This window comes from Pantoea sp. 9140 (assembly GCF_000745295.1).
Lineage (GTDB): Bacteria > Pseudomonadota > Gammaproteobacteria > Enterobacterales > Enterobacteriaceae > Pantoea > Pantoea vagans.
In genome coordinates this window covers 2012871-2037703 of record NZ_JQNO01000001.1, presented here as the reverse complement: position 1 = coordinate 2037703, position 24833 = coordinate 2012871, and the positions used below count along the sequence as shown (strand labels likewise).

Here is a 24833-nt window from a genome sequence, read left to right as displayed (position 1 = left end):
CATTGCTGGCCTCGACAGTGCAAAACCAGCAGCGTATCCTTTTGCCACGTTTATCGCCCTGGCGGCGGTTAAAAGGATGATCTAATGCAGAAAAAACCCATTTCCCGCATGGTTATTGCGCTGGCGGCAGCCGGACTGATGGCATTCAGCTCGCTGGCCGCAGCGCATGCGCATCTCCAGTCTTCCGCACCCGCAGCTAAAGCGCAGGTGACGACATCCCCCGATGCGCTGACGCTGAATTTTAGCGAAGATATTGAAGCGGCGTTTAGCGGCGTCACGCTGCTGGACAGTGCCAGCAAGCCTGTCGCGATCGACAAAGCCCGCGTTGAATCGGGGCAGAAAAATCGCCTGATTGTTGGCCTTTCTCAGCCGCTGAAAGCGGGCAGTTATCAGGTCAACTGGCATGTGCTGTCGGTGGATGGACATAAAACCGCAGGAAGCTATCGCTTTAGCGTGAAGTAAGCCGGTGACCACCCTCTGGATCCTGTTGCGCGGGCTGCATTTTGCCGCTGTGATGCTGCTGACCGGCAGTGCCTGTTACAGCGCGCTGCTGGCACCCAAACGCTATCGACCTCTGCTGGCGAGACGATTAAATCCGTTGGTGAAGGGGAGCGCCTGGCTGGCGCTGCTGAGTGCGCTATTGATGCTGGCCTGCCAGAATGTGCTGATGAGCGGCGACAGCACGAATCTGGCCGATTTAGACATCTGGCTGGCGGTGCTCGACACGCATTTTGGTGCGGTGTGGCAGTGGGAAATCATTTTCGGCGTTATGGGCTTTGTTGCGCTATTACTGACCGGAAAGCTGCGTCAGCAGGTGTTACTGCTGGCGGGCCTGCTGCAACTTGCCTGCATGGCCCTGATAGGTCATGCCGCGATGCGTGATGGATTGCCCGGTCTGCTTCAGCAGATTAACCAGGCAATGCATCTGATTGCGGCGGCGTTCTGGGTGGGCGGATTGTTGCCCTTGCTGCTGTTGATGCGCGAGGCGCGCCAGATCGATCGACGCACTGACGCGATTCGTACCATGATGCGGTTTTCGCGCTATGGTCATCTGGCTGTAGCGCTAACGCTGCTGAGTGGTGTGATAAACAGTGTGATGATCGCAGGCTGGCCACTCATGTGGCACGATTCACGCTACATTGTGTTGTTGCTGTGCAAGGTGCTGCTGGTTGCCCTGATGGTGCTGGTGGCGCTGATCAATCGATACTGGCTGGTGCCGCGCTTCCGCCTGGCGGGCAGCGGGACGCAGCAAAAATTTATTCGCATGACGCAGCTTGAACTGCTGCTGGCGTGTGGCGTGGTTGGGCTGGTGAGCGTATTTGCTACGCTGTCACCCGCCTGAATGTGGTTTAAGAGAGAAAAGGGTAATTATGTTGCTGAAGAAAGTGATCCCCGCAATCCTGTTGTTATCCGTATGCGGCCAGGCGCTGGCGGCACAAATCATTACCGTCAGCCGCTTTGAGATCGGGAAAGAGAAGTGGCCGTTTAACCGTGAAGAGGTAATGCTGACCTGCGAGAAAGATGGTGCGATGTTTGCCATCAACCCGAGCACGCTGATGCAATACCCGCTGAACGACATCGCCGACCAGCTGTTTAAAAACAAACAGGTGAAAGCGCAGCCGATTAGCGTGATTCAGGCCGAAGACAAGGCGCATCCGGGTCAGATGATGAGTCTGCAGCCGATTGTTGAGCGCACTCAGGCGCTGTGCGGTAAATAAACCTCCCGGGTGCAGCCTCGCACTGCGCCCAATCAAGGATTTTTGCCGTTGCGATCACAAACTGATCCGGTTTATGGCCCTGATCCCTGCGTTTGCTGGCATTTCCACCGCGCTGTTCTAACCTTAAATTGCAAGGCGACACCGCCTTCATAAATGCCAACTTTTAGCGCACGGCTCCTTGAGAGCCATTTCCCTGGACCGAATATAGGAATCGTATTCGGTCTTTTTTTGGTTGGCTGAAGCTGAAGCCAGAATTTGAATCAACTCATCAGAATTATTATTTACCAAAGATAGCGGGATTTACCGAAACCTCAGTACACTCATCCATGTATGAAAATACATTAACCCTTTCAAAGACTTTCTGTGTCTCAGCCTATGACATGCTCACGTTGTTTTTCATCGAAAATCAGTATCGACTTGGTGACGTTGTCCGGGAAACAACGATTTTAGGTGCTTGTTCCTCCTGCCTCGCTCCGAAAAAAGGGAGCAATAATTACAGAACGCTAAAATCAATATTAGTCATGTGCTTAATTGGCAGTCATTGTAAGTGAAGCCAATTACAGCTAATACCAGACTTCATTTGTTCTTTGAGTTTGCTCTTGTCTGATAGATTTTTTTGGAAACGGATACGGTGATAACAGCCAGAAAGATCGAAAAAAATCCTAAAAAAATCATTAATGAAAGCAATGGGTTCAGCATTCCTCCTAAGCTTGTAAAATCACTCAGACTTGCCAGCTGTTCAGGTGTCGTTAGTCGAAGGGTAATCTCCGGTATAATTAGAAAAAAATAATAACAACAGGGACATAAATCAACATTTTTTTTGCTTTACTCATCTCCTTTCTTGCCCTTAAAGGTGAACATGATCAAAAATTGGTTAAATGATACAACATGGACCTAAATAATGTCACAAACCTATTTGCAATTGAAGATGCAGGCTAATAAGCAGCTAGCGGTAGTTCTTACAAATTCTCTTAATGACATCCATGCAGACCATATATCTACAATTGAAAAATTCAGATTAGGTAGTCAAAGGCTTATGAATTATGGTTCATGTTTCCTTGCCGATGAATATTATCGCAGTTCATGCCGTGATACGTGGAGAGAGGACAAAAGGTTAGTTCTCGCTTTGGGTGAAATATATGCAAGGGGGTGACGTTAGTCTTGATATGGTTGAAATTTATTTTCGTAAAACTTTAACAAAACTCGGGCCTCAAAAAAGTAGTGATCTTGTGTCTCGGATCCAGAAATTGATCGGCAAAGCAGCAGAACATGCTTCAACCAAAGCTAACAAGCTTTCCCTGTCACTGACTCTCGCTAATTTAATTCTTGAAAGTGGCGATTTCAAAAAAAAACGTATCCAAATCGTTAACTCCTTCTCTACATGGTTTGTGAATGGGGCTACGCTGTATGCTAATGCACAAATTGCCGCAGCTGCAGCTAACAGGCTGAAGTTTCAGGATGCTTCTTACTATCATTCCTTGTGTCAGGAAAATATCGAAATGCTTTACTTTCTGATTGAGCCTCAAATGAGCCAGATAATTTATCAGATAAATTCAGGGGATAATAATGAAGAAGAAATCGCAGATGCTTTATATGAGATATTGAATAAATGAAGCGTGTACTTTTATGGCTAGTACAGTCTTTTTTCTATTTAATACCTTTTGCTGTCATTATGGCAGGTTTGTACATTTTTATCCGGTTTATTCCAGAGCATGCAGGGCTTCTTAGCATATCATGGGTAGCTATCGTTTCTTATGTGTATATTAAATACAATAGATGGTATTAGCTCGATCCGGAAATATTTAAATGTTCTATTCAAATCATTAGCGATTAAAGTGAGAGAAGAGTAACACCCTTAAAAGGAGACCTGGTTTATATGTAGTGATTATATCAACTTGTCGTCACTGATTGAGGCTAAGAAAGCGTATCCGTTTATCTGACTAACGATCAGTGGCGTGCTCAAAAATCAATCACTGCTCCACTATTTTTGTCATTATCTTAGGTCCAGTTAATGCTCATTGACGCTTTCACCTTACTGACAGCATAATCGATCCTTTCCCGATAGCAGGTCATCCCCAAAATTGACCTCAATCAACCTCCCCCAACATCCTCCCCAGACCCCTTCTAACGTTTACCCACCGTATAAAAACCGGGACGTAACCTGCCCCAGTGATATTTAACCAGGGTCAGATATGTTCATAAAAAAAGTTATTCCTTGTGTGATTCTAGCGCTGGCAAGTGCCGCAATGTCAGGTTGTGTGATGGCTGATGGTGGTCATCACCGTGGCCCATCTTCTGACTGGCATCGTCATCATGAAAGCCAGCATAACAACACCAGCTGGAGCCATCACGCCGGGCCGGCTGCGCCCGCAAACAACGCTTCTCAGCATATGGGACCACCGCCAGCGCCGGATAGTGCCGCTCAGCATATGGGGCCGCCACCCGCTGACAATGGCATCCACCGCTGGCACTCTTAAGAGACGTTTGAGCAATCAGTACGAAATCTTCTGAAGCGACTGGGGCTTAATCGCCCCTTTTAACGGGCAATGTTCACCTGACCAAATTGTTCAGTAAGCGCGCTTCATCTCTACCCGACAGAGAACGTAAGCCTGACGAAGCGTTGCCGCTAAACACAATCCCTAAAAAACCGACCCCACTCGCAAAAGCCGCAACAACCCCGCCAGACTCGCACCCAAAGCTTATCTGTCATCTTGTCATCATCTCCGTTTGGCTTATTCTTAATCTCCAGTCAAAAGGAGGAATGTTTATGAAAGCGGCAATTGCTAATAGTGAACACCAGGTTGAAGTGGTTGAGAAGACGCTGCGTCCTCTCAAAACCGGCGAAGCGCGGCTCAGGATGGAATGCTGTGGTGTATGCCATACCGATTTGCATGTGAAGAACGGTGATTTTGGTGACAAGACCGGCGTCACGCTGGGTCATGAAGGGATCGGCATCGTTGAGGAGGTCGCGCCGGATGTCACCTCGCTCAAGCCGGGCGATCGCGCCAGCGTCGCCTGGTTCTTCAAGGGCTGCGGGCACTGTGAATATTGTAATTCCGGTAACGAAACGCTCTGCAGAGACGTCATCAATGCCGGTTATACCGCCGATGGCGGTATGGCTGAAGAGTGTATTGTTGTTGCTGACTACTCGGTTAAAGTTCCCGATGGGCTCGATCCTTTCGCCGCCAGTAGCGTCACCTGCGCCGGTGTCACTACGTACAAAGCGGTAAAAGTATCAGAGGTTAAACCGGGGCAGTGGCTGGCAATTTATGGCCTTGGCGGGCTGGGTAACCTGGCGCTGCAATATGCGAAAAACGTCTTTAACGCCAAAGTGATTGCGATTGATGTCAGTGACGGACAGCTGGCACTGGCGAAAGAGATGGGTGCCGATCTGGTCGTCAACTCTGCCAGCGAAGATGCGGCACGCTTTATTCAGGAGAAAACCGGTGGGGCGCATGCGGCTGTGGTCACAGCCGTCGCCAAAGCGGCCTTTAACTCGGCGGTGGATGCGGTCAGAGCCGGAGGTCGGGTCGTAGCAGTCGGATTGCCGCCGGAAGCGATGAGCCTGAATATCCCGCGACTGGTGCTTGATGGCATCCAGGTGGTGGGATCATTGGTCGGAACGCGCAACGATCTGGCGGAGGCTTTCCAGTTTGCGGCAGAAGGCAAGGTGGTGCCCAAGGTAACTAAAAGGAAGATTGGTGAGGTCAATGCCATCTTCGATGAGATGATTCACGGCAAAATCCGCGGCAGGATGGTGATCGACTTTACCGGTCAGTCTGCCAGTTAGCACCCAACTGATCGTCACTAAGGCCCGCGCATTGCGGGCTTTTTTATGCCTGCAGCGCCTGGTCCTGCCACGTGAAACCCTTAACGCGTATTCTCTACAAACATTAATAAGCAAGGCTTTATGTTTCATTATGTGATTTTCACTTGCACTTTACCGGTAACATTATAGTTTATGAGATGAGGTCTTGATTACACACAACTGAAGGAGGGTTATTTATGGCGAAGCATCACTTACTTAAATCCATTGAAATTGCTGCAATTGTACTGTTTGTCCTGATACTGGCGTATCTGGCTGTGACCGGCCTGATGTCATCAACGGGTATGGATCACGCCTGGCCTTATCCCACTAAGTAACTGAGTGCCGCACCAGGGAAACTATAAATAATATAAATAGAAAATGACCCTCAAACAGGGCAGAAAAAACCCCGCGAACGCGAGGTTAATCAGAGGTTACACCAGACTTACCGACAGCAGCGTTAGCTCTTCAGTTTCCAGCGACAGGCTTTTTTTGGTTTCAAACATAAAGGCTTCGAGCGCCTCCTCAACATTGTCACCTTCAATAAAGGCGTGCGTCGTAACATGATTTTCACCTTTTGGCTTAATCACGTAGGAAACAAACCACTTCTTCTTTTCCATAATGCTCTTCCTCTTCTGAAAATGGTGATGCCGCGTGGCGGTAATGCATTAACAGGCCGTTTTCCCGCCGTGGCCTCAGCGGAACATGCCGTTAAAGGCAGCGTGGCCGACAAAGGCTAATCCAGCGGGGCAGGATGCAGCAGGTCAATCACGTCATCGATTTCATTACTGGCCGCATGGCGATCCAGGGCAACCGCATAGTAGCGTCCCTTACAGTAATGCTTTGTGACCGCCACCCGATGGCCGGTATCACTGTCAGCTTCACCGCCGCTCAGGGTCTGCAGATGGGGCGGGATAACCAGCTCGCTTTCGAGTTGTTCTGCTTCAATAATCACCGCGCCACCGTCACTGGATAGCAGCAGATGCTGAATGCTCATGTTCTCTCCTTTGCGTCAGATTGCTAACCGGGAAAGTGTAGTTCACCTCAGCAGGCATGCTGGCGACGGCGCGTCATCAATGCCTGTGAAGGGCTGATAACGAGCGCCAGAGGCAAAAAAAGCCCCAGTCAGGGGCTTAATCATGATTATTAGCGAACTTAGCTGGTCTGATCGGCCAGCTTCGGCTTCAGCACGCGCTTACCCATCTGAATGCCGGGCTTCTCAACATACTTATAGAGTAAAGAAGCCAGCGCATAGGTTACCGGGATAGCGGAAACGCAGACAATCAGGAAGCGTGTCATATCGCTCTTATACTCAATGTCGGTGTGAGTGAGCAGCAGGGCGATCAGCGGGATCACAATCAGCAGGTGCAGCAGATAGACTGAGAACGAGACGTCACCCAGCCAGGTGCTGAGGCGGTTGTTCAGCAGCTTACGCGGCAGGGCAATCAGCTGAGCCATCATGCTGCCCTGCGGGTATTGCCACAGAATTGCCGCCATACCGACGATCATCAGCGCCTCCATAATCACCTGCAGCTTAATCGCGTCCATGCCAATCGCTACGGTGACGACCGGGCCAAGCAGCGCAAAGGCAACATAGAGCAGGGATTTACGGCGAATCGCTTCGGCCAGCAGCATTCCAGCCAGGAACATGTTCAGCTTAATCAGGATCATCGAAGGCATCTCAAACGCTTCATAATAATCGGCCAGCACATAGCGACCGGCGCAGCAGAGCGCCATGATGCCAATCAGCGAGGCGGCATAACCAAAGCGCAGCGTGACCAGCATGATGAACGGGAACAGCAGATAGAACTGCATCTCCAGCCCAATGCTCCAGTCTGGCAGCACGGTGTTAAACCCATACTCGGGCAGCAGGCCGAACAGGAAGCTGAAGTGAGTCAGGATGTTTGCCAGTGACTGGTCGTTGTAACGCGACGACTCCGTGGCGGTGCCGGAATAGAAATGCGCAATGGTGTCACGCATCTCACCAAACCACGGGCCATAAATCAGGGCGATGATTAACAGCAGATAGTAGAGCGGGGCGATACGGAAGAAGCGGCGGATCCAGAATTTCTTAATCGTCTCCGCGCTCTGCCATGGCTCCTTCTGCTGGCGTTCGACGTAGTTTTTCGCCATCAGATAACCCGATAACAGAATAAACAGGTCGACCCCGATGCCCGGTGATGAAATCAGCGTGATGTGGCAATGAACCAGTAAGCTGATATGGCCAACCAGAACCCAGAGAGAGGCAATGCCGCGTAATCCTTCCAGCTCCGTTGACCAACCTCGTGTTGCAGACATAACTTTTCCTCGTTTTTATCCGGCTTTTGGCGCTCACTAAGCCTTAAGGCAAAAGATATGTAAACGGCCCTTTACAAAAGTAAGAGGATTCCGAGCACAGGAAAGAGAGAAAAATCAATCGGGAAAGGGAGGTAAAGCACAGTAAGTTAAGGGCGTGCGGTGACACACCCTTAACCTGGATTACTAATTACGGGGATCCATCAGGCCAGCTTTAACAGGATCATACCGGCCAGCAGCAGGATCAGACCGGCCCAGCCTTTGTGGTTCAGTCGCTGACCAAACAGCACCCATCCGGCCGCAACCGTGGCGATGATGCCAAAACCGCCCCAGACGGCATAGGCAATCGACAGATCGATACCTTTGACCGCCTGAGCCAGTGCGCTGAACGCGAGCAGGACACAGCAGAGTGACAGCACGCCGTGCAGCGGTTTCTTAAACCCGTCAGAATATTTAAGGAATATGTTGGCGGCAATCTCCAGCATGATCGCCAGCGCCAGCCAGGCGGCATGCACAAAATCAGCCATGACCATGATTAACCTCCGCTGATGATTGGGTGCCGGTCTTGATCAACACAATCCCGACGATCAGCGTCACCAGCCCGCAGATTTTCAGCGCGGACAGCGCTTCACCAAACAGCTGCACGCTGAATAAGGTAATCAGCATGATGCCGATACCTTCCCACAGGGCATAAGCCACGCCCAGCGCGATACGTTTGATGGCGAAACTCAGCAGAATATAGGAACAGGCAATCATGCCCAGCATCATCAGGTAGCCTGAATGGCTGCCATTAACGCTGGACCACTTCATGAAAAGGGTACCAATAATTTCAGTAACAATAGCGAGTGATAATAAAATCCAGGCGAACATGGATGCTCTCCAGCAACGATAAATGACGACCTGCAACAGTACACGGGGCAGACTCAGAACAGTGTCGAAGTGGTGAGAGGACTACAGGGCGTTACGCCAGTGCTGATCGGCGACGTTCCAGCCAGAAAGGAAGGTGAGGGTAAGATGTGACATGAACATTCTGCTCATAAAATTTACAACGCATCCACATTGTTGCTTCTCATCAGTGGACGGATAGTGCCTCCGGTTAAATACACGCCGGATTTATAGCATTCTGCACATCATGAAATCAACAGCAGATGCTGCTTTATTTGACGCAGGTTAAGGTTTGATGGTTTGAAAAAAGAAGGCTATGTAAAAGGATGTATGGAAAAGGGGGGCTGTTAAACCCTGCATAAAAAAAGCCGGGCAACAGCGTGCCCGGCGATTGTTAAGTGACGCTGTCACTAATTACTCTGCGCGCTGCGGCACGGTGCGAACCGGCGCGTCACCCGCGACATAGTAAGAGGCAGTGCTGCGTGGCAACGGATCGCGTCCACGAATCTTATCGGCAATCTTCTCACCAATCATGATGGTGGTGGCATTCAGGTTACCGGTGATGATCAGCGGCATAATCGACGCATCCACCACGCGTAATCCCTGCAATCCATGCACACGTCCTTCGCCATCCACGACGGCCATCGGATCGTTACCCATCTTACAGGTACCGCACGGGTGATAGGCGGTTTCACCGTGGTTGCGCACGAACTCATCCAGCTGCTCATCCGTCTGGCAATCCAGGCCCGGACTGATTTCACGGCCACGATACTTATCCAGCGCTGGCTGGTTGATGATCTGGCGCGTAATGCGGATAGCATCGCGGAACTCGTGCCAGTCCTGCTCATGTGACATGTAGTTAAACAGAATGGCCGGATGACGACGCGGATCGCGTGACTTCAGGCGCACATGACCGCGGCTTGGCGAACGCATTGAGCCGACGTGACACTGGAAACCGTGAGCATCAACGGCGTTAGACCCGTTGTAGTTAATCGCCACCGGCAGGAAGTGATACTGAATGTTCGGCCAAGTGAACTCTTCGCGGCTGCGGATAAAGCCGCCTGCTTCAAACTGGTTGCTGGCGCCGATACCGGTGCCGTTAAACATCCACTCTGCACCGATCTTCGGCTGATTCCACCACTTCAGGGCAGGATAGATAGAAACCGGCTCTTTACACTCATACTGCAGATACATCTCCAGATGGTCCTGCAGGTTTTCACCCACGCCCGGCAGGTCATGCACCAGCGGGATGTCGAACTGCTTCAGCAGCTCAGGCGAACCCACGCCAGAACGCTGCAGGATCTGCGGCGAGGCGATAGCGCCCGCGCACAGCAGCACTTCACGGCGAGCGGTGACTTTGTTAATGGTGTTGCTATCGCCCTGCAGATACTCCACGCCGACCGCGCGCTTGCCGTCAAAGATGATGCGATCGGTGGTAGCATGCGTAATGATCTTCAGGTTAGTGCGGCCTTTGGCCATATCGAGATAGCCACGCGCGGTGCTGGAACGACGACCCTTTGGCGTCACGGTACGATCCATCGGACCGAAACCTTCCTGCTGGTAACCATTCAGGTCGTCGGTGCGCGGATAGCCCGCCTGCACGCCCGCCTCAATCATCGCATCAAACAGCACGTTGTTGCCCGCTTTCGGGGTTGCAACGCACACCGGGCCATCGCCGCCGTGGAAATCGTTCGGGCCGATATCACGGGTCTCCGCTTTACGGTAGTAGGGCAGGCAGTCCAGATAGCTCCAGTTCTCCAGTCCCGGCTCGCTGGCCCAGTTGTCCAGATCCATCGCGTTGCCGCGGATGTAACACATGCCGTTAATCAGTGATGAACCGCCCAGACCTTTGCCGCGACCACACTCCATGCGGCGGTTGTTCATGTAAGGCTCTGGCTCGGTTTCATACGCCCAGTTATAGCGTTTTCCCTGCAGCGGGAAGGCAAGGGCCGCAGGCATCTGGGTGCGAAAATCAAAACGGTAATCCGGGCCGCCCGCTTCCAGCAACAGAACGCTCACATTGCTTTCTTCGGTCAGGCGGGTCGCCAGAACGTTTCCTGCGGATCCGGCTCCAATAATAATGTAATCAAATTCCATTCGTCGTTCCTCAGGTTAAGTGATTAAAAGACTGACTGAAAACGCGTCAGCTCAACCTGCACTGACTTCACCTGGGTGTAGCTCTGCAGCGTCATCAGGCCATTCTCGCGGCCAATGCCGGAGTGCTTGTAGCCGCCCACCGGCATCTCTGCGGCGGACTCGCCCCAGGTATTGATCCAGCAGATACCGGCTTCGATCTGATGAATCACACGGTGTGCTTTATTCAGATCCTGCGTCACCAGTCCGGCGGCCAGACCGAATTCGGTGTCGTTGGCGCGGCGGATCACTTCTGCTTCGGTTTCGTAGCTCAGAATCGACATCACCGGCCCGAAGATCTCTTCACGGACAATCTTCATCTCATCCCGGCAGTCGGTGAACACGGTCGGTGCCACCCAGGCACCCTGGTCGAAATCGCCACCGGTCAGACGTTTGCCGCCGCACAGCACGCGTGCGCCTTCAGCAATGCCGGACTCGATGTAGCGCATCACGTTGTCGCGATGGCTGAAGCTGACCAGCGGACCAAAATTGGTGGCCGGGTCACGCAGGTTGCCTGCTTTGATACGGGCAACGCGTTCGCTGATTTTGGCCTCGAACGCCGCCTGCAGTTTTGCAGGAATAAAGACGCGGGTGCCGTTGGTGCAGACCTGACCGGAGCTGTAGAAGTTCGCCATCATGGCGATGTCAGCGGCCAGATCGAGATCGGCATCATCGAAGATGATCAGCGGGGATTTACCGCCCAGCTCCATGGTGACCTCTTTCAGCGTTGAACCCGCTGCATTGGCCATCACTTTTTTGCCGCTGACAACGCCGCCGGTGAAGGAGACTTTGTCGATACCTGGATGCTCAGTCAGTAACTGACCGGTAACCGAACCGATGCCCGGCAGCACGTTAAACACGCCATCCGGCAGGCCCGCTTCGGTGTAGATTTCTGCCAGCTTCAGGGCGGTAAGCGGGGTCATTTCGCTGGGTTTGAAAATCATCGCGTTACCCGCAGCCAGTGCAGGTGCGGATTTCCACAGGGCGATCTGAATCGGGTAGTTCCAGGCACCGATACCGGCGACCACGCCCAGCGGTTCGCGGCGGGTATAAACAAAGGAGGTTTCACGCAGGGGGATCTGCTGACCTTCCAGCGCCGGAACCAGACCCGCGTAGTACTCCAGCACGTCTGCACCGGTGACGATATCGACCGCGGAGGTTTCGCTGTAAGGTTTACCGGTGTCGAGCATTTCCAGCTCTGCCAGCTCATCATTACGCTCACGCAGAATATCGACGGCGCGACGCAGGATGCGTGAACGCTCCATGGCGGTCATCGCGGCCCAGACCTTCTGGCCTTTTCTGGCGGCAGCAACGGCGCGATTGACATCGTCCTGGCCGGCGGCATGAACCTCTGCCAGCACTTCGCCGTTGACCGGATTGATCGTCTGGAACGTTTCGCCAGACGCTGCGGCAACATAAGCGCCATCGATGTAGAGTTTCTGCTCGGTGAATCGGGACATGTTTTCTCCTTCCGTTATTCGTGCTCGCCAGCCAGTTGCTGACGGATGAATTGGGTGGTCAGTGTGAGGGCGATAGCGGGATCGAATGGCTTACCGCTCAGCGCGGCGCGCAGCCACAGACCGTCGATCAGGGCCGCCAGGCCGTGTGCGGCCAGGCGTGCTTTATCCAGTGGCAGTTCACGACGGAATTCGACCACCAGCGTTGAGAAGAGCCGACGGCTGCTGACCCGCTCAAGTCTGTTGAGCTGGGGCTGATGCATGCTGCTCGACCAGAAGTCGAGCCAGGCTTTCATTACTGCGGTGTGCACCTGGGTTTCATCAAAATTCCCGTCGACAATGGCGCACAGCCGCTGTTCTGCGGAGGCATCGGCCAGCGGTTTCAGCCGCGTCAGCACCGCCTCGCGCAGCTGACGCGTCACGTCACGCATCGTGGCTTCCAGCAGACCGTTCTTGTCTTTGAAGTAGTGACTGATGATGCCGGTAGAGACCCCCGCCCGACGGGCGATCTGGGCAATCGTGGCATCATTAATCCCCATCTCATTAATCGTGCTCAGGGTCGCATCAATCAGTTGCCGACGACGTATCGGCTGCATCCCTACCTTTGGCATAGCTCCAGCTCCACCCTCAAATCGAGCCCCTATTAAATCTTTTTTTGATTGCACGTTCAATATAAAAAGAAAATTTGTTAGGGTAGTGTTCTTTAAATGTAGCGTAAGCGAAACGGTAATGAGTGCTAAGCTCTTTACCAGCCGCTGCGCTTAAACAGGAAGTGACAGAACGAGATGAGGCCGCACGGCCTGAAAACCCCGTGAGCGGCAAACGTTATCCATTGCGTATTTTCAGGATATTAACCAGAGGTAATTGATGAATAATCCACCTGCCGGTGAAAAAGACAGACTCAATCCCGTTGTATTTTATACCTCTGCCGGATTGATTCTGACGTTTTCACTTGTGACGATTCTCTACAGTGAACTGGCCGCGAGCTGGATCCTCAAGGCGGTCAATTGGGTTTCCGCCACCTTCGGCTGGTACTACATGCTGGCTGCCACCCTCTATATTGTCTTTGTGCTCTATATGGCCTGCTCACGCTTTGGCTCGATTAAGCTCGGGCCGGAGCACTCCAAACCCGAATTCAGCGTGCTCAGCTGGTCCGCCATGCTGTTTGCCGCCGGGATCGGCATCGACCTGATGTTCTTCTCGGTCGCCGAACCGGTGACGCAATATATGCAGCCGCCGGAAGGAGCAGGGCAGACGCTGGAAGCCGCCCGCCAGGCGATGGTCTGGACGCTGTTCCACTACGGACTGACCGGCTGGTCGATGTATGCACTGATGGGCATCGCGCTGGGCTACTTCAGCTACCGTTATAACCTGCCGCTGACTATTCGTTCGGCGCTCTATCCCATCTTCGGTAAACGCATCTATGGTCCGATAGGTCACACGGTAGATATCGCAGCCGTGGTCGGCACCATCTTTGGTATCGCCACTACGCTCGGCATTGGGGTCGTGCAGCTCAACTACGGCCTGAAAGTGCTGTTTGATATCCCGGAAGGCCTGACCGCGCAGACTGCGCTGATTGTCCTCTCCGTGGTGATCGCCACTATCTCTGTAACGTCGGGTGTTGATAAAGGGATTCGTTTCCTCTCCGAACTCAATGTGATCATGGCGCTGGGCCTGATTCTGTTTGTGCTGTTCTTCGGCAACACCGAGTTCCTGCTGAATGCGCTGGTGCTGAACGTCGGCGATTACATCAACCGCTTCATGGGCATGACGCTCAATACCTTTGCCTTTGATCGCCCGACTCAATGGATGAACAGCTGGACGCTCTTCTTCTGGGCGTGGTGGGTGGCCTGGTCGCCGTTTGTCGGCCTGTTCCTGGCGCGTATCTCACGCGGTCGTACCATCCGTGAGTTCGTACTGGGCACGCTGATTATTCCGTTTACCTTTACGCTGCTGTGGCTGTCCGTGTTCGGTAACGCCGCGCTGTACCAGATCATTCACGGCAATACAGAATTTGCGCAGGAAGTGATGAACCATGCGGAGCGTGGCTTCTACAGTCTGCTGGCGCAGTATCCGGCGTTTAAGCTCAGCGCATCGGTTGCCACCATCACCGGGATGCTGTTCTACGTTACCTCGGCGGACTCCGGTTCGCTGGTGCTGGGTAACTTCACCTCGCGGCTGAAAGATATTAACAGCGATGCGCCGAACTGGCTGCGCATCTTCTGGTCCGTGGCGATTGGGGTGCTGACGCTGAGCATGCTGATGACTAACGGGATTACTGCCCTGCAGAACACCACTGTGATCATGGGACTGCCGTTCAGCTTTGTGATCTTCTTTGTGATGGCGGGTCTGTTTAAATCGCTGAAGATTGAGGATCACCGCCGGGCCAGCGCGACGCGCGACACCGCGCCCTATCTGGCGCATGCGACCGACCGTCTGACCTGGAAGAAGCGTCTGTCACGCCTGATGAACTACCCAGGCTCGCGTTACACCCAGCAGATGATGGAAAAGACCATTTTCCCGGCAATGCAGGAAGTGGCGAAAGAGCTGGAACTGCGTGATGCCCGCGTCACGCTGGAAAGCGTCGAAGCAGATGAGGCGAACCCGATTGGCTATCTGGATCTGCGCGTCCATCTGGGCGAAGAGCAGGACTTCATTTATCAGGTCTGGCCGCAGCAATATTCGATTCCGGGCTTTACCTATCGCGCCCGCAGCGGTAAGTCGACCTACTACCGACTGGAAACCTTCCTGATGGAGGGCAGCCAGGGTAACGACCTGATGGATTACAGCAAAGAGCAGGTGATCATCGACATACTGGATCAGTATGAGCGACACCTGAACTTCATCCATCTCAACCGTGAAGCGCCGGGCAGCAATATCAGCTTCCCGAGCGTGTAAACCAGGCCCGTCAGCAGTGTGCTGGCGGGCTTTTTTTTGCCATCAACGAGTTGTTACACGCCGTCGCCTGCCGATATCGTCTATCTTTAGGGCTTTGCTGGCCTGATGCCTGAAGGGTATAGACAGGGAGTCATATGGGAAAAATATTCAGTACGTTTCTGCCGCTCTACACCACCACGCTGTTGATGTTGCTCGGTTCCGGTCTGCTGACCACCTATGTCTCCCTGCGGCTGGCCAGTGAGCAGGTTAACGGCGCGCTGATTGGTGCGATTATCGCGGCAAACTATATCGGGCTGGTGATTGGCGGCAAGGTGGGGCACAACCTGATCGCCCGCGTCGGCCATATCCGCGCCTATGTGGCCTGCGCCGGGATTATTACCGCCTCTGTGGTGGGTCACGGTCTGACTGACTTTATTCCGCTGTGGGTCTTTCTGCGTCTGATTATCGGACTCTGCATGATGTGCCAGTACATGGTGCTGGAGAGCTGGCTCAACGATCAGGCGGAATCGTCCCAGCGTGGCATGATTTTCGGCTTATATATGGTCGCGACCTACCTTGGACTGAGTGGCGGGCAGGTGATACTGAGCCTGCAGACCGGATTTGGTGTCAGCACGCTGCTGATTGTCGCACTCTGTTTCGCGCTCTGTCTGGTGCCGATAGCGCTGACCACCCGCACTCATGTCAGGCCGATGACGCCAGCCCCGATGGAGCTGGGCTATTTTATCCGCACTATCCCCAAACTGCTCGGCACCACGCTGGTAACCGGCATGGTAATTGGTGCCTTCTACGGTCTGGCACCGGTTTATGGCAGCAGCAAAGGCTTTACCACCAGCCAGACCGGCTATTTTATGAGTCTTACGATCTTTGCCGGGCTGGTGTCGCAGTTTCCGCTGAGCTGGCTTTCTGACCGCTACGATCGTCAGCGGCTGTTATTCATCATTGCGATGCTGTTTGCCGTTATCTGCGTGCCGCTGATCCTGCTGCCGCATCTGACGTTTGACTGGATGATCGGCATCGCCTTTGCCGCCAGCATGATGCAGTTCGCGCTCTATCCGTTGCAGGTGGCGCTGGCCAACGATCAGGTTGCCGCCGAGCGCCGCGTGTCGTTAACCGCCTGTCTGCTGATGGCGTTTGGTATTGGTGCCAGTATCGGCCCGCTGGTAGTGGGTGCGCTGATGCAGCCGCTGGGCAGCAATATGCTTTATCTCTTCTTTGCGCTCTGTGCGCTGGTGATTGGCGGACTGAGTTTTGTCCGTGCGCCAGGTCCGCTTCCGACAACCGAAGTGCCGTTGCCGCACGTGGTCATGCCTGACAGTCTGGCGACCTCGCCACTGGGTGCCGCGCTGATCCCGACGCTGGAAGAGGAGGTGATTCATGCGTCGATGGGCGGTCAGGAACCGGAAGTGGAGAGCGATGAGGATGCTGATACGGCTGATGAAGAGGTGTTGCCCGATGATCATCCCGGTGATGTTCGCGAAGATCAGCGTCATTAATAGCCGCGACAGGGCATCACGTTGTTCGCCCCTCTCTGCGGGGGGTAAATGTATGATGTCCGGATCTGGCTCACTTCTGTCCGGTCGCTGGCTCGACATTCGGGCCAGCAGCGGCGATGCTGGGTAACCCGTTTCTTCAGGAGTCACACCATGCTCGAACTGCGCCCTAATTGTGAACGCTGCGACGTCGATCTGCCGCCATCCTCTCTGGCGGCACGCATCTGCTCGTTTGAATGCACCTTCTGCGCTGACTGCGATGAGCATTTCGCGCATGTTTGTCCCAACTGCGGTGGTGAACTGGTGCGCCGTCCGGTGCGTCCGGCAGAGAAGCTACAGAAATATCCGGCTAAAATGCGCAGCCGATCTCAAATGACGACGAATACGTCAGAGGCAGAATAGCCTGCGCGGCCCGATGTCGTTATGATGAATTTCGTCCCTGACAGAGCTACCACCTTAACTGAGTGCCGGAGATAAGCGCCGGGAGGGACGTACTTTTCAGGCCCGGCGAATCTTTCATTCCCGACAGTGTGACGCCTTTTCTGTCACACCCTGCTTTCTCTCTCCTCACTCCTGTTCTCCGTCAGCTCTTATACTCTTAGGGTACTTTCAGCACAGAGAGGCACATGCACCGATGTATTATGAATGCCTGAATGGCGCAGCATGGCGACGGATCTGGGTCGTTGGCGATCTGCATGGCTGCCGCCGCGAACTTGATGCGCTGTTGCAGCAACATCAGTTTGATCCGCAGCAGGATTTACTGATTTCGGTTGGCGACATCATCGATCGCGGGCCAGACAGCCTGGGCTGTCTGGCGCTACTGCAGGAGCCCTGGTTTCGCTGCGTGCGCGGCAATCATGAGGAGATGGCGGTGTCCGCGTTACAGGGACAGGACATGGCGTTCTGGCAGATGAACGGGGGCGACTGGTTCTTTCGGCTGCGGGGCGCAGCGTTAATCGCGGCACGGCACGCGTTGCGGCACTGTCGTGAACTGCCGCTGATACTGCATCTGCAATTGGGTGAGCGCACTGTTGTGATTGCTCATGCGGACTATCCGGCACGGGAATACGCGCTGAATAAGCCACTCGACTGGCAAAAGGTGGTCTGGAGCCGTCAGCGACTGGAGGAGATGGAGTCAGGTGAGCAGGCGGGCATCCCTGGCGCAGATGCCTTTTACTTCGGTCATACTCCGCTGAAACAGCCGCTGACGATTGCCAATCTGCATTACATCGATACCGGCGCAGTGTTTGGCAATCATCTGACGATGCTGCAACTAAAGTGACTCAGCGGAACAGGCGGCCGTCACGCACCAGTTCGCGTGGATAGCTGTTCTTGATGCGACTGCCGACTTTCTTCGCCAGCCCCAGCGGCTGCTGCTGCCAGGTCACAATCATCTCATTGTTTGCCGGGGCAGTTTCCGGATAGATATCGCGGCCGCGATACCACTCTTCTGCTTCTGCCGCCGTGAGCTCAAAGGTCTGCGTCGCATCAGGTTGCGCCAGTGCTATCACCGCTTCATGTTGCCAGCGATAGCCTTTGGCAAAGGTTTCTGCCAGCTTCAGGCCAATGCGCGAGAAGCGCACTTTGCCCAGCAGCGGGGTAACGGCCTTAGGGAACAGCCAGATCTCTTTATCTCGCTGCCAGAGCTCCAGTGCGTCATCCCATTTGATAGAGACAGCAGCGGCAGCCTGTACGATCTCACTTTCCAGCTTACGGCTGAGATGGGAGAAGGGCAGCTTGCCGACTTTGTAGCCCGGCAGCGGTAAGGGCTCGACTGATGCGGTTTTACGCAGACGCGCCACGAAAAAGCCTTCGCTGTCGAACATCTGCGGGAAGACATGCAGATAGCCCTCGGGCGTCGCGGCCCGTTCGGCACCCTCAAACAGCCCATCGAGCGGCACGACCTCAACCGCATCCGGATAGCGCTGCAACAGCCAGTCAATCACCTGCTGATTCTCAATCTGATTCAGGGTGCAGGTTGAATAAACCAGCGTGCCGCCAGGTTTTAATGCGTGAAAAGCACTGTCGAGCAGATCGCGCTGGGTCGCGGCGATCTCTTCGGTGCTCGCCAGCGACCAGTTTTTCAGCGCATCTGCATCTTTGCGGATCACTCCTTCGCCGGAGCAGGGAGCGTCCAGCAGGATGGCGTCGAACTGTTCCGGCAGCGCTGGCCCGAAGACCCGCGCGTCAAAGTGCGTCAGCGCACTGTTGCTGACGCCGCAGCGGCTGATATTAGCGTGCAGCACTTTTACCCGGCTGGAGGAGAATTCGTTTGCCAGGATAACGCCCTGATTGCCCATCCGGGCCGCAATCTGGGTGGTTTTAGAACCCGGTGCCGCTGCCATATCCATCACGGCGCTGACCTCTGGCTGGGCGTCAAACAGGGCGGTTACCGGCAGCATGGAGCTGGCTTCCTGGATGTAAAACAGGCCGCTGAGATGTTCAGCCACGCTGCCCAGCGGCAGGCTCTCATCTTCCCGGCTGATCCAGAATCCCTCTTCGCACCACGGCACCGGCGTCAGCTGCCAGTCATAACCCGCCGTCTGGCTCAGAAAATCGGCCACGCTGATCTTCAGGGTATTGACGCGAATACTGCGGCGCAGGGGCTGCTGACTGTAAGCGATGAACTGCGTGAAGCTCGCCTCATCGGGCAGGCTCTGACGCATTAATGAGAGAAAATCGGCGGGGAAAAACGAAGACGCATCTGACACGGGCACATTCCAGTTAAGGCAAAGGCGGCAGTGTACCATGAGGAATGAAAACGGGCAGCCAGGCTGCCCGTTCAGAGTAAATTAACGCGGAGACGGAATCGCCGTTCCCCAGTTACGCCACTCTTTCGGCGCTTCATCCTGCAGCAGGAAGTGTTTATCCGGGTTGGCCTGCGGTGCCAGCGGCACCGTCGGTGGCGTCGCAAACTGAATGCCACCGCGAATAAACTGCTGGAAGGTCCCGGTTTTCACCACGCCGCCCACCAGACCGAAGTCGAGGTTGTAGCCGGACGCCAGCCAGAACACCGAATTGTTCCGCACCAGATGCTGATACTTCTTACTGATGCGCAGGGCGATCTGCACGCGGTCCGCCATATTCCCCAGTGACGTGCCGGTGACGGTACCCACTTCCACACCCCGGAACAGCACCGGCGTACCCAGCGACAGGGAACCTGCCTCGGTGGCATCAACATAAATGTTCAGGCCATTCAGGTAGCGCGAATCGGTAATGGTGCTCTCCTGCAATTCAAAGGTGCGTGCGGCACCGCCTTTGCCCGGATCAACGTTGACGTACGGCTGTAACAGGGTCTCCAGATGATTCACGCCGGTAGCGGAAATCTCCGGTGAAACCACTGAGAAACGGCTGCCGAGGCGGGCAAAATCATTCACATACTCAGGGTAAAGTACGGCTTTCGCCACGACCTGATTGTTATCTTTGCTTAACGACAGAGATTCTACCTGTCCGACGTTGATACCGAGATAACGAATCGGCATTCCGGCAGAGAGTTTGCTGGCGTCATAGGTGTGCAGCGTAATCTGACTACCCACCGCGCGGGCAGCGGTTTCAGAGGAGTAGAGCATGCGTTTAGCCCCTTTGACCGACTGCGCACCACTCATATTGTCGAAACTGATTGCGCCTTTCAGCGCACGGTTAAGCGGCGAGGCCTGCACCGTCAGGCCGCTGCCGTTCAGGCTGACGCGTGCGCCACCCTCAGCCCAGAACACGCTTTCGCTGGTCAGCAGCTTGCGATATTCCGGCTGAATGTGCACCGCGATATCAAAAGCGTCAGCGCGCGGCGTCACTTTGACAATCTCACCGACCTGGAATTTACGGTAAAGCACGACCGAACCGGCCTGTACGTCAGGCAGGCTGTTGGCGGTCAGCATCAGCGTCGTGGACGGGCCATCGCCGGTAATGCCTTCGTCCGCTTTTTCCGCATCAGCAAACAGCGGATAGGCCGTTTTCGGCTCGCCTTTTTTGCCCGGCTCCAGCCGGATGCCACCATCCACCCACTCGCGGGCGCTGGCACCTAATACCTGCATGCCATCAAGGCCGAACTTCACATCGAGGCGACTGTTGACGATAAATTTGCTGTCGCCATGCACCAGATTGCGGTTTTCAGGATTGACCGCGACAACGAAATTGACGCCATTTTCATCCAGCGAACGCGACATCACCTGACCAATCTGCATACCGTGCAGCATCAGCGGCTGGCCCTGATCGATGCCGTAGCTCTCCGGTGCGCTGAGTTTTACCGTCAGCACGTTGGGTTTCTGCAGCAGAGTCTCATTGGACGCCAGCACGGTGTAGTGCTGCTGCGGTTCGCCTTCACCCGGCACCAGTTCCAGCGTATTGCCGGTCAGCAGTGCGCTGAGGCTGGTATCGGTCAGGCTGATTTTAGGGCTGTGCATCTCGATGCGGGTGCCGCTGCGCATCAGGCCAACTACAGAAGGATCAATCGTCAGCTCGCCGGTCACCTTGCCGCCATCCAGCAGATTCAGTTTAGTCAGCGTACCGACCTCCAGGCCCTGGTACATCAGCGGCGTGCTGCCGGCCTTGAGATTTTTACCGTTGGGCAGGTCAAGCGTGATCTGTACGCCGCGCTGGCTGTGCGCCAGATCGGGATAGAGCCGGTAGTTCTGCTCCGCTTTGGCGGTTTCGGCCCCCTGCGGTGAGTCAAACGCAATCGCGCCATTGACCAGCGCCGCCAGACTCTCCAGCTGGACTTTAGCCCCGCTCAGGCTGACGTCGGCATTGACGCCTGACACGTTCCAGAAGCGGCTGTTGGTCTTCACCAGATTGATAAAGCGACGGTCAATCAGCACATCAATTGCCACGCCATCGGCTTTATTATCAATGCTGTAGTCATAGACCCGGCCAACCGGAATTTTGCGGTAGTAGACCAGCGAGCCAGTGTTGAGTGAGCCGAGATCGGGCGCATGCAGATGGATCATCAGCTCGCCGGTATTGACCCGATATTTCGGTTGCGTATCCAGCGCGGTAAACGCCTCGCTGGGTTTACCTTTACCTGGCATCATCCCGATGTAGTTACCGCCGACCAGCGCATCCAGACCCGAGACGCCCGCCAGTGAGGCTTTGGGCGTCACCAGCCAGAACTGGGTATCCTCACGCAGCGCGTCGCGCATGTCGCTTTTGATGCTGGCTTTAATCTGGATGCTGCGATAATCGTCGCTGAGATTAATGCCCTGTACGGTGCCCACTTCCACGCCCTGATAACGGATCGGGGTACGACCCGGCACGATACCATCCGCCGTCTGGAAATTGATGGTGATAGTGGTGCCTCGCTCCTGATAATTGGTCCAGAGCAGCCAGCAGGCGATCAGCATCGCAATGACTGGCAGCAGCCAGAAGGGCGAAATTTTTCGCTTATTACGCAGCGTTGCGTTAGTCGGTGTAGTCGGCGTTTCCTGTTGCATGTGCATCCCAGAGCAGGCGGCTGTCCAGCCACTCAACAGACATAATGGTCAGGATGACGGCCGCGCCAAAAAACAGCGCAGCCGGTCCCATGGTAAAAGCCAGCAGCTGATCACGATTGACCAGCGACATGGTTAATGAAATGACAAACAGATCGAGCATGGACCAGCGGCCAACCCAGGTCACAAAACGCAGCAACCGGATGCGGGTTCTCAGTCCCTGTTCACAGCGGAAATGAATGCTGAGCAGCAGGGTCAGCATGACCAGTACTTTGGTAAAGGGCACCAGAATACTGGCGATAAACACAATCGCTGCCACCGGAATGTTGCCTTCACCCAGCCCCAGGATGCCGGAGAAGATGGTGTCCTCGCGCCGGGAACCGTTGAGGTAAACCACGGAAATGGGCATCAGGTTCGCGGGTATCAGCAGCACGATCGACGCGATGAGCGCGGCCCAGGATTTCTGCAGGCTGTGGCGGCGTCGGAAGTCGAGCGGCGTGTGGCAGCGCGGGCAGCGCCCCCGTTCGTCAGGTAGGCCGGTGTTGTGACAGTTGAGGCAGACCTGCATGTCGTCACGGGCCATATTGCCGGGGCTTTGCGGATAGAAATGCTCCCACAGCTGCTCCATATTCAGATGGATCATGGTCAGCACGCTCAGCACCGTCAGGGCAATGTAAGCCGCCAGCCCATAGCCAATCTCCAGCGAAGCATAGTCCTGCACTTTGATGGATGCCACGGCGATGCCGATCAGATAGATGTCGAGCATCACCCACTCTTTGAGCTTCTCCAGCATGATCAATACGGGCCGCAGGTTCATGCCCAGACGATGACCGATACCGAGATAACAGATGCCGGCCACCAGCGTTACCGGCGCGCCAATAGTGCAGAACGCCACCATCGAAGCGGTCAGCACATCACCCTGCTGGGTCATCTGAATCACCCCTTCCAGTACGCTGGCATTGATGCGCATACCCAGCAGCCGGATATCCACCAGCGGCAGGGAAAAGGCGAAGGGCATTAACACGATCATGGTGGCGGCCATGGCCATCAGTCGGGTCATTGGCCAGTCGCGTCCACTGAGAATCTCAGCGTTGCAGCGCGGGCAGTGTGCCGACTGATGCGTTTTCACATCCGGTAAGGAAAAAAGGGTATCGCATTGCGGGCAACGCTGATAACGTGCGTGAGGCAATGTCTGGCTGATAGCGTGAATTTTCATAGGGTGATGCAATTTTCGCTCTTCAGAGGGAACAGATATCGGTCATTAAGACATTGTCTGTGTGCCTGTCTCGGGCATCACGCTTCGATCCACAGAATGCTAAGGGTATAGCAACTAACGCTATGATTCACCTTGTGGCTCTGGATATTTAAAACTTATTTTTAACGAACGGTTTCTTTTGCCCCGTTCAGATGTCATTGGTAACGGTTAAATAATGAACAAAACTGCCTTTTACGCCGATTTGAATCGCGATATGCGCGCCTTGCTGGCGGGAGAAACGGCGTTCCTCGCCGCGATGGGAAACTTTAGCGCGCTGCTGTACGAACGTCTCGATGGCGTGAACTGGGCAGGTTTCTACCTGCTGACGGAAGCCGATACGCTGGTGCTGGGCCCGTTCCAGGGCAAAATCGCCTGTGTGCGTATTCCGGTCGGTAAAGGTGTGTGTGGCACGGCGCTGGCAGAAGAAAAAGTGCAACGCGTAGATGATGTGCATGCCTTCCCGGGCCACATTGCCTGCGATGCTGCCAGCAATGCTGAGATTGTGATTCCTCTGAAAGTGAATGGCACTGTGGTTGGGGTGCTGGACATCGACAGCGTGGAGTACAATCGCTTTGACAGCGACGACGAAGCGGGACTGGTCACACTGACCGATGGGCTTTGTGAAGTGCTTGCGAACAGCGACTTAGAAAAATATCTGCAGCTGACGCGCAGCTAATCGACTGGATCACATGGCATTTAGCGATGTTGTCATTATAATGTCGCCTGTTCATGCCTGCGCTGGTCGGCAAACCCGTTGTAATCAGGAAATTTCATGGAAAATCAACCTAAGTTGAATAGCAGTAAAGAAGTCATCACTTTTCTGGCGGAGCGCTTTCCGCACTGCTTTAGCGCTGAAGGTGAAGCGCGTCCGCTCAAAATCGGTATCTTTCAGGATCTGGTCGAGCGTGTTCAGGGCGAAATGGGTCTGAGCAAAACACAGCTGCGTTCCGCGCTGCGTCTTTATACGTCAAGCTGGCGTTATCTGTACGGCATCAAAGCCGGTGCGATTCGTGTCGATCTTGACGGCAACGCCTGTGGCGTGCTGGATGAGCAGCATGTTGAGCATGCCCGCAAGCAGCTGGAAGAAGCCAAAGCGCGCGTTCAGGCGCAGCGTGACCAGCAGCGTGCTGCACGCCGTGAAGCAGGCGAAAGCGAAGAGGGCGCCGCACCGCGTCGTCCACGCAAGCCCGCGCCACGTAAGCCTGCAGAAGCCGATGCTGCGCGTAAACCCCGTCCGCAGACGACTGCTCCGCGTGCGACCGCCTCACAGCATCGCAAGCCAGCCCCACGTCCGGAGCAGGAAGCCCGACCCATCACTGATACCTCAACTTTGCAACCCGGCCAGAGTATTAAAGTTAAAGCAGGCAAAAGTGCGATGGACGCTACCGTTCTTGAAGTATCAAAAGACGGCGTTCGGGTCCAGCTCGCTTCCGGCATGGCAATGATTGTGCGCGCAGAACACTTGCAGTTCTGA

General features: G+C 54.5%; 24 protein-coding genes. 13 read left to right on the top strand and 11 right to left on the bottom strand.

Annotation, left to right across the window (positions count from 1 at the left end):
- The first annotated feature begins 84 nt into the window (after positions 1-84).
- The 7 genes from copC (at position 85) to FA92_RS23445 (ending at position 5861) form a co-directional block, all read left to right on the top strand.
- Positions 85-462, top strand: coding sequence for a copper homeostasis periplasmic binding protein CopC (gene copC / locus FA92_RS09625; protein WP_033783309.1), 378 nt, complete (start codon positions 85-87; stop codon positions 460-462).
- 4 nt (positions 463-466) lie between these two features.
- Positions 467-1342, top strand: coding sequence for a copper homeostasis membrane protein CopD (gene copD / locus FA92_RS09620; RefSeq protein WP_033783308.1), 876 nt, complete (start codon positions 467-469; stop codon positions 1340-1342).
- A 28-nt stretch (positions 1343-1370) separates the two neighbouring features.
- Entirely contained in the window at positions 1371-1718 is a 348-nt protein-coding gene (locus tag FA92_RS09615; RefSeq protein ID WP_013358153.1) for a YebY family protein, read from the top strand.
- A 1139-nt stretch (positions 1719-2857) separates the two neighbouring features.
- Positions 2858-3331 carry a hypothetical protein gene (locus FA92_RS09610; protein WP_239780519.1) on the top strand — a complete coding sequence of 158 codons (474 nt, stop codon included), beginning with the start codon at positions 2858-2860 and terminating at the stop codon, positions 3329-3331.
- A 648-nt stretch (positions 3332-3979) separates the two neighbouring features.
- Complete coding sequence (locus FA92_RS09605; protein WP_033783307.1) at positions 3980-4195, top strand: hypothetical protein; 216 nt, start codon at positions 3980-3982, stop codon at positions 4193-4195.
- 290 nt (positions 4196-4485) lie between these two features.
- On the top strand, positions 4486-5508 hold the full coding sequence (gene adhP, locus FA92_RS09600; protein ID WP_033783306.1) for an alcohol dehydrogenase AdhP: 1023 nt from the start codon (positions 4486-4488) through the stop codon (positions 5506-5508).
- A 215-nt stretch (positions 5509-5723) separates the two neighbouring features.
- The gene (locus FA92_RS23445) at positions 5724-5861 is read left to right on the top strand and encodes a hypothetical protein (RefSeq protein ID WP_167493426.1); all 138 of its coding nucleotides are present in this window, start codon (positions 5724-5726) and stop codon (positions 5859-5861) included.
- A gap of 96 nt (positions 5862-5957) precedes the next feature.
- Here the strand turns inward: FA92_RS23445 and FA92_RS09595 are convergent, their stop codons facing one another.
- The 8 genes from FA92_RS09595 to betI form a co-directional block, all read right to left on the bottom strand.
- Complete coding sequence (locus FA92_RS09595; RefSeq protein ID WP_013358127.1) at positions 5958-6143, bottom strand: hypothetical protein; 186 nt, start codon at positions 6141-6143, stop codon at positions 5958-5960.
- Positions 6144-6259: 116 nt separating this feature from the next.
- Positions 6260-6520: a hypothetical protein gene (locus FA92_RS09590; protein WP_013358126.1), complete on the bottom strand. Its 261-nt coding sequence runs from the start codon at positions 6518-6520 to the stop codon at positions 6260-6262.
- Positions 6521-6678: 158 nt separating this feature from the next.
- A complete protein-coding gene (locus FA92_RS09585) occupies positions 6679-7821 on the bottom strand; it encodes an acyltransferase (protein ID WP_033783305.1) in 1143 nt (380 codons plus the stop codon).
- 200 nt (positions 7822-8021) lie between these two features.
- Positions 8022-8351, bottom strand: a complete 330-nt coding sequence (gene mdtI / locus FA92_RS09580; RefSeq protein ID WP_033783303.1) for a multidrug/spermidine efflux SMR transporter subunit MdtI — start codon at positions 8349-8351, stop codon at positions 8022-8024.
- A complete protein-coding gene (mdtJ, locus tag FA92_RS09575) occupies positions 8338-8688 on the bottom strand; it encodes a multidrug/spermidine efflux SMR transporter subunit MdtJ (protein ID WP_013358123.1) in 351 nt (116 codons plus the stop codon). The genes mdtI and mdtJ overlap by 14 nt, the downstream gene beginning before the upstream one ends.
- 429 nt (positions 8689-9117) lie before the next feature.
- Positions 9118-10800, bottom strand: a complete 1683-nt coding sequence (gene betA, locus FA92_RS09570; protein WP_033783301.1) for a choline dehydrogenase — start codon at positions 10798-10800, stop codon at positions 9118-9120.
- Positions 10801-10823: 23 nt separating this feature from the next.
- Positions 10824-12296, bottom strand: coding sequence for a betaine-aldehyde dehydrogenase (gene betB, locus FA92_RS09565; protein WP_033783300.1), 1473 nt, complete (start codon positions 12294-12296; stop codon positions 10824-10826).
- Between the two features lie 14 nt (positions 12297-12310).
- Positions 12311-12904 (bottom strand): transcriptional regulator BetI, encoded by a 594-nt coding sequence (betI, locus tag FA92_RS09560; RefSeq protein ID WP_013358120.1) that lies wholly within the window; start codon positions 12902-12904, stop codon positions 12311-12313.
- A 256-nt stretch (positions 12905-13160) separates the two neighbouring features.
- On the opposite strand from betI, the gene FA92_RS09555 reads away from it, so the two are divergent.
- The 4 genes from FA92_RS09555 to FA92_RS09540 all read left to right on the top strand — a co-directional run bounded on the left by FA92_RS09555 (position 13161) and on the right by FA92_RS09540 (position 17963).
- Positions 13161-15191: a choline transporter gene (locus FA92_RS09555; RefSeq protein WP_013358119.1), complete on the top strand. Its 2031-nt coding sequence runs from the start codon at positions 13161-13163 to the stop codon at positions 15189-15191.
- Positions 15192-15325: 134 nt separating this feature from the next.
- Positions 15326-16684 (top strand): MFS transporter, encoded by a 1359-nt coding sequence (locus FA92_RS09550; RefSeq protein WP_013358118.1) that lies wholly within the window; start codon positions 15326-15328, stop codon positions 16682-16684.
- Positions 16685-16834: 150 nt separating this feature from the next.
- Positions 16835-17083, top strand: coding sequence for a DUF1272 domain-containing protein (locus tag FA92_RS09545; RefSeq protein WP_033783299.1), 249 nt, complete (start codon positions 16835-16837; stop codon positions 17081-17083).
- A gap of 232 nt (positions 17084-17315) precedes the next feature.
- Entirely contained in the window at positions 17316-17963 is a 648-nt protein-coding gene (locus FA92_RS09540) for a metallophosphoesterase (protein ID WP_033783298.1), read from the top strand.
- Position 17964: 1 nt separating this feature from the next.
- Here FA92_RS09540 and rsmF read toward each other — a convergent pair whose 3' ends face one another.
- The 3 genes from rsmF to yebS form a co-directional block, all read right to left on the bottom strand.
- Positions 17965-19392, bottom strand: a complete 1428-nt coding sequence (gene rsmF, locus FA92_RS09535) for a 16S rRNA (cytosine(1407)-C(5))-methyltransferase RsmF (RefSeq protein WP_197061494.1) — start codon at positions 19390-19392, stop codon at positions 17965-17967.
- Positions 19393-19473: 81 nt separating this feature from the next.
- On the bottom strand, positions 19474-22107 hold the full coding sequence (locus FA92_RS09530; RefSeq protein WP_013358114.1) for a PqiB family protein: 2634 nt from the start codon (positions 22105-22107) through the stop codon (positions 19474-19476).
- Positions 22076-23320, bottom strand: coding sequence for a membrane integrity lipid transport subunit YebS (gene yebS, locus FA92_RS09525; RefSeq protein WP_013358113.1), 1245 nt, complete (start codon positions 23318-23320; stop codon positions 22076-22078). Before yebS ends, FA92_RS09530 begins: the two co-directional genes overlap by 32 nt.
- A gap of 214 nt (positions 23321-23534) precedes the next feature.
- Here yebS and FA92_RS09520 point away from each other — a divergent pair, with 214 nt between their 5' ends.
- Complete coding sequence (locus FA92_RS09520; protein WP_013358112.1) at positions 23535-24035, top strand: GAF domain-containing protein; 501 nt, start codon at positions 23535-23537, stop codon at positions 24033-24035.
- 96 nt (positions 24036-24131) lie between these two features.
- Positions 24132-24833, top strand: a complete 702-nt coding sequence (gene proQ, locus FA92_RS09515; RefSeq protein WP_013358111.1) for an RNA chaperone ProQ — start codon at positions 24132-24134, stop codon at positions 24831-24833.

Bases quoted from the DNA above. Each gene is read 5' to 3' on its own strand.
- FA92_RS09530 (WP_013358114.1), bottom strand. From the start codon at position 22,107: ATGCAACAGGAAACGCCGACTACACCGACTAACGCAACGCTGCGTAAT.
- FA92_RS09595 (WP_013358127.1), bottom strand. From the start codon at position 6,143: ATGGAAAAGAAGAAGTGGTTTGTTTCCTACGTGATTAAGCCAAAAGGT.
- mdtI (WP_033783303.1), bottom strand. From the start codon at position 8,351: ATGGTCATGGCTGATTTTGTGCATGCCGCCTGGCTGGCGCTGGCGATC.
- FA92_RS09615 (WP_013358153.1), top strand. From the start codon at position 1,371: ATGTTGCTGAAGAAAGTGATCCCCGCAATCCTGTTGTTATCCGTATGC.
- FA92_RS09605 (WP_033783307.1), top strand. From the start codon at position 3,980: ATGGCTGATGGTGGTCATCACCGTGGCCCATCTTCTGACTGGCATCGT.
- FA92_RS09540 (WP_033783298.1), top strand. From the start codon at position 17,316: ATGTATTATGAATGCCTGAATGGCGCAGCATGGCGACGGATCTGGGTC.
- mdtJ (WP_013358123.1), bottom strand. From the start codon at position 8,688: ATGTTCGCCTGGATTTTATTATCACTCGCTATTGTTACTGAAATTATT.
- betI (WP_013358120.1), bottom strand. From the start codon at position 12,904: ATGCCAAAGGTAGGGATGCAGCCGATACGTCGTCGGCAACTGATTGAT.
- FA92_RS09545 (WP_033783299.1), top strand. From the start codon at position 16,835: ATGCTCGAACTGCGCCCTAATTGTGAACGCTGCGACGTCGATCTGCCG.
- adhP (WP_033783306.1), top strand. From the start codon at position 4,486: ATGAAAGCGGCAATTGCTAATAGTGAACACCAGGTTGAAGTGGTTGAG.
- copC (WP_033783309.1), top strand. From the start codon at position 85: ATGCAGAAAAAACCCATTTCCCGCATGGTTATTGCGCTGGCGGCAGCC.
- FA92_RS09610 (WP_239780519.1), top strand. From the start codon at position 2,858: ATGCAAGGGGGTGACGTTAGTCTTGATATGGTTGAAATTTATTTTCGT.
- FA92_RS09585 (WP_033783305.1), bottom strand. From the start codon at position 7,821: ATGTCTGCAACACGAGGTTGGTCAACGGAGCTGGAAGGATTACGCGGC.
- yebS (WP_013358113.1), bottom strand. From the start codon at position 23,320: ATGAAAATTCACGCTATCAGCCAGACATTGCCTCACGCACGTTATCAG.
- FA92_RS09555 (WP_013358119.1), top strand. From the start codon at position 13,161: ATGAATAATCCACCTGCCGGTGAAAAAGACAGACTCAATCCCGTTGTA.
- FA92_RS23445 (WP_167493426.1), top strand. From the start codon at position 5,724: ATGGCGAAGCATCACTTACTTAAATCCATTGAAATTGCTGCAATTGTA.
- FA92_RS09520 (WP_013358112.1), top strand. From the start codon at position 23,535: ATGAACAAAACTGCCTTTTACGCCGATTTGAATCGCGATATGCGCGCC.
- FA92_RS09550 (WP_013358118.1), top strand. From the start codon at position 15,326: ATGGGAAAAATATTCAGTACGTTTCTGCCGCTCTACACCACCACGCTG.
- betB (WP_033783300.1), bottom strand. From the start codon at position 12,296: ATGTCCCGATTCACCGAGCAGAAACTCTACATCGATGGCGCTTATGTT.
- betA (WP_033783301.1), bottom strand. From the start codon at position 10,800: ATGGAATTTGATTACATTATTATTGGAGCCGGATCCGCAGGAAACGTT.
- FA92_RS09590 (WP_013358126.1), bottom strand. From the start codon at position 6,520: ATGAGCATTCAGCATCTGCTGCTATCCAGTGACGGTGGCGCGGTGATT.
- proQ (WP_013358111.1), top strand. From the start codon at position 24,132: ATGGAAAATCAACCTAAGTTGAATAGCAGTAAAGAAGTCATCACTTTT.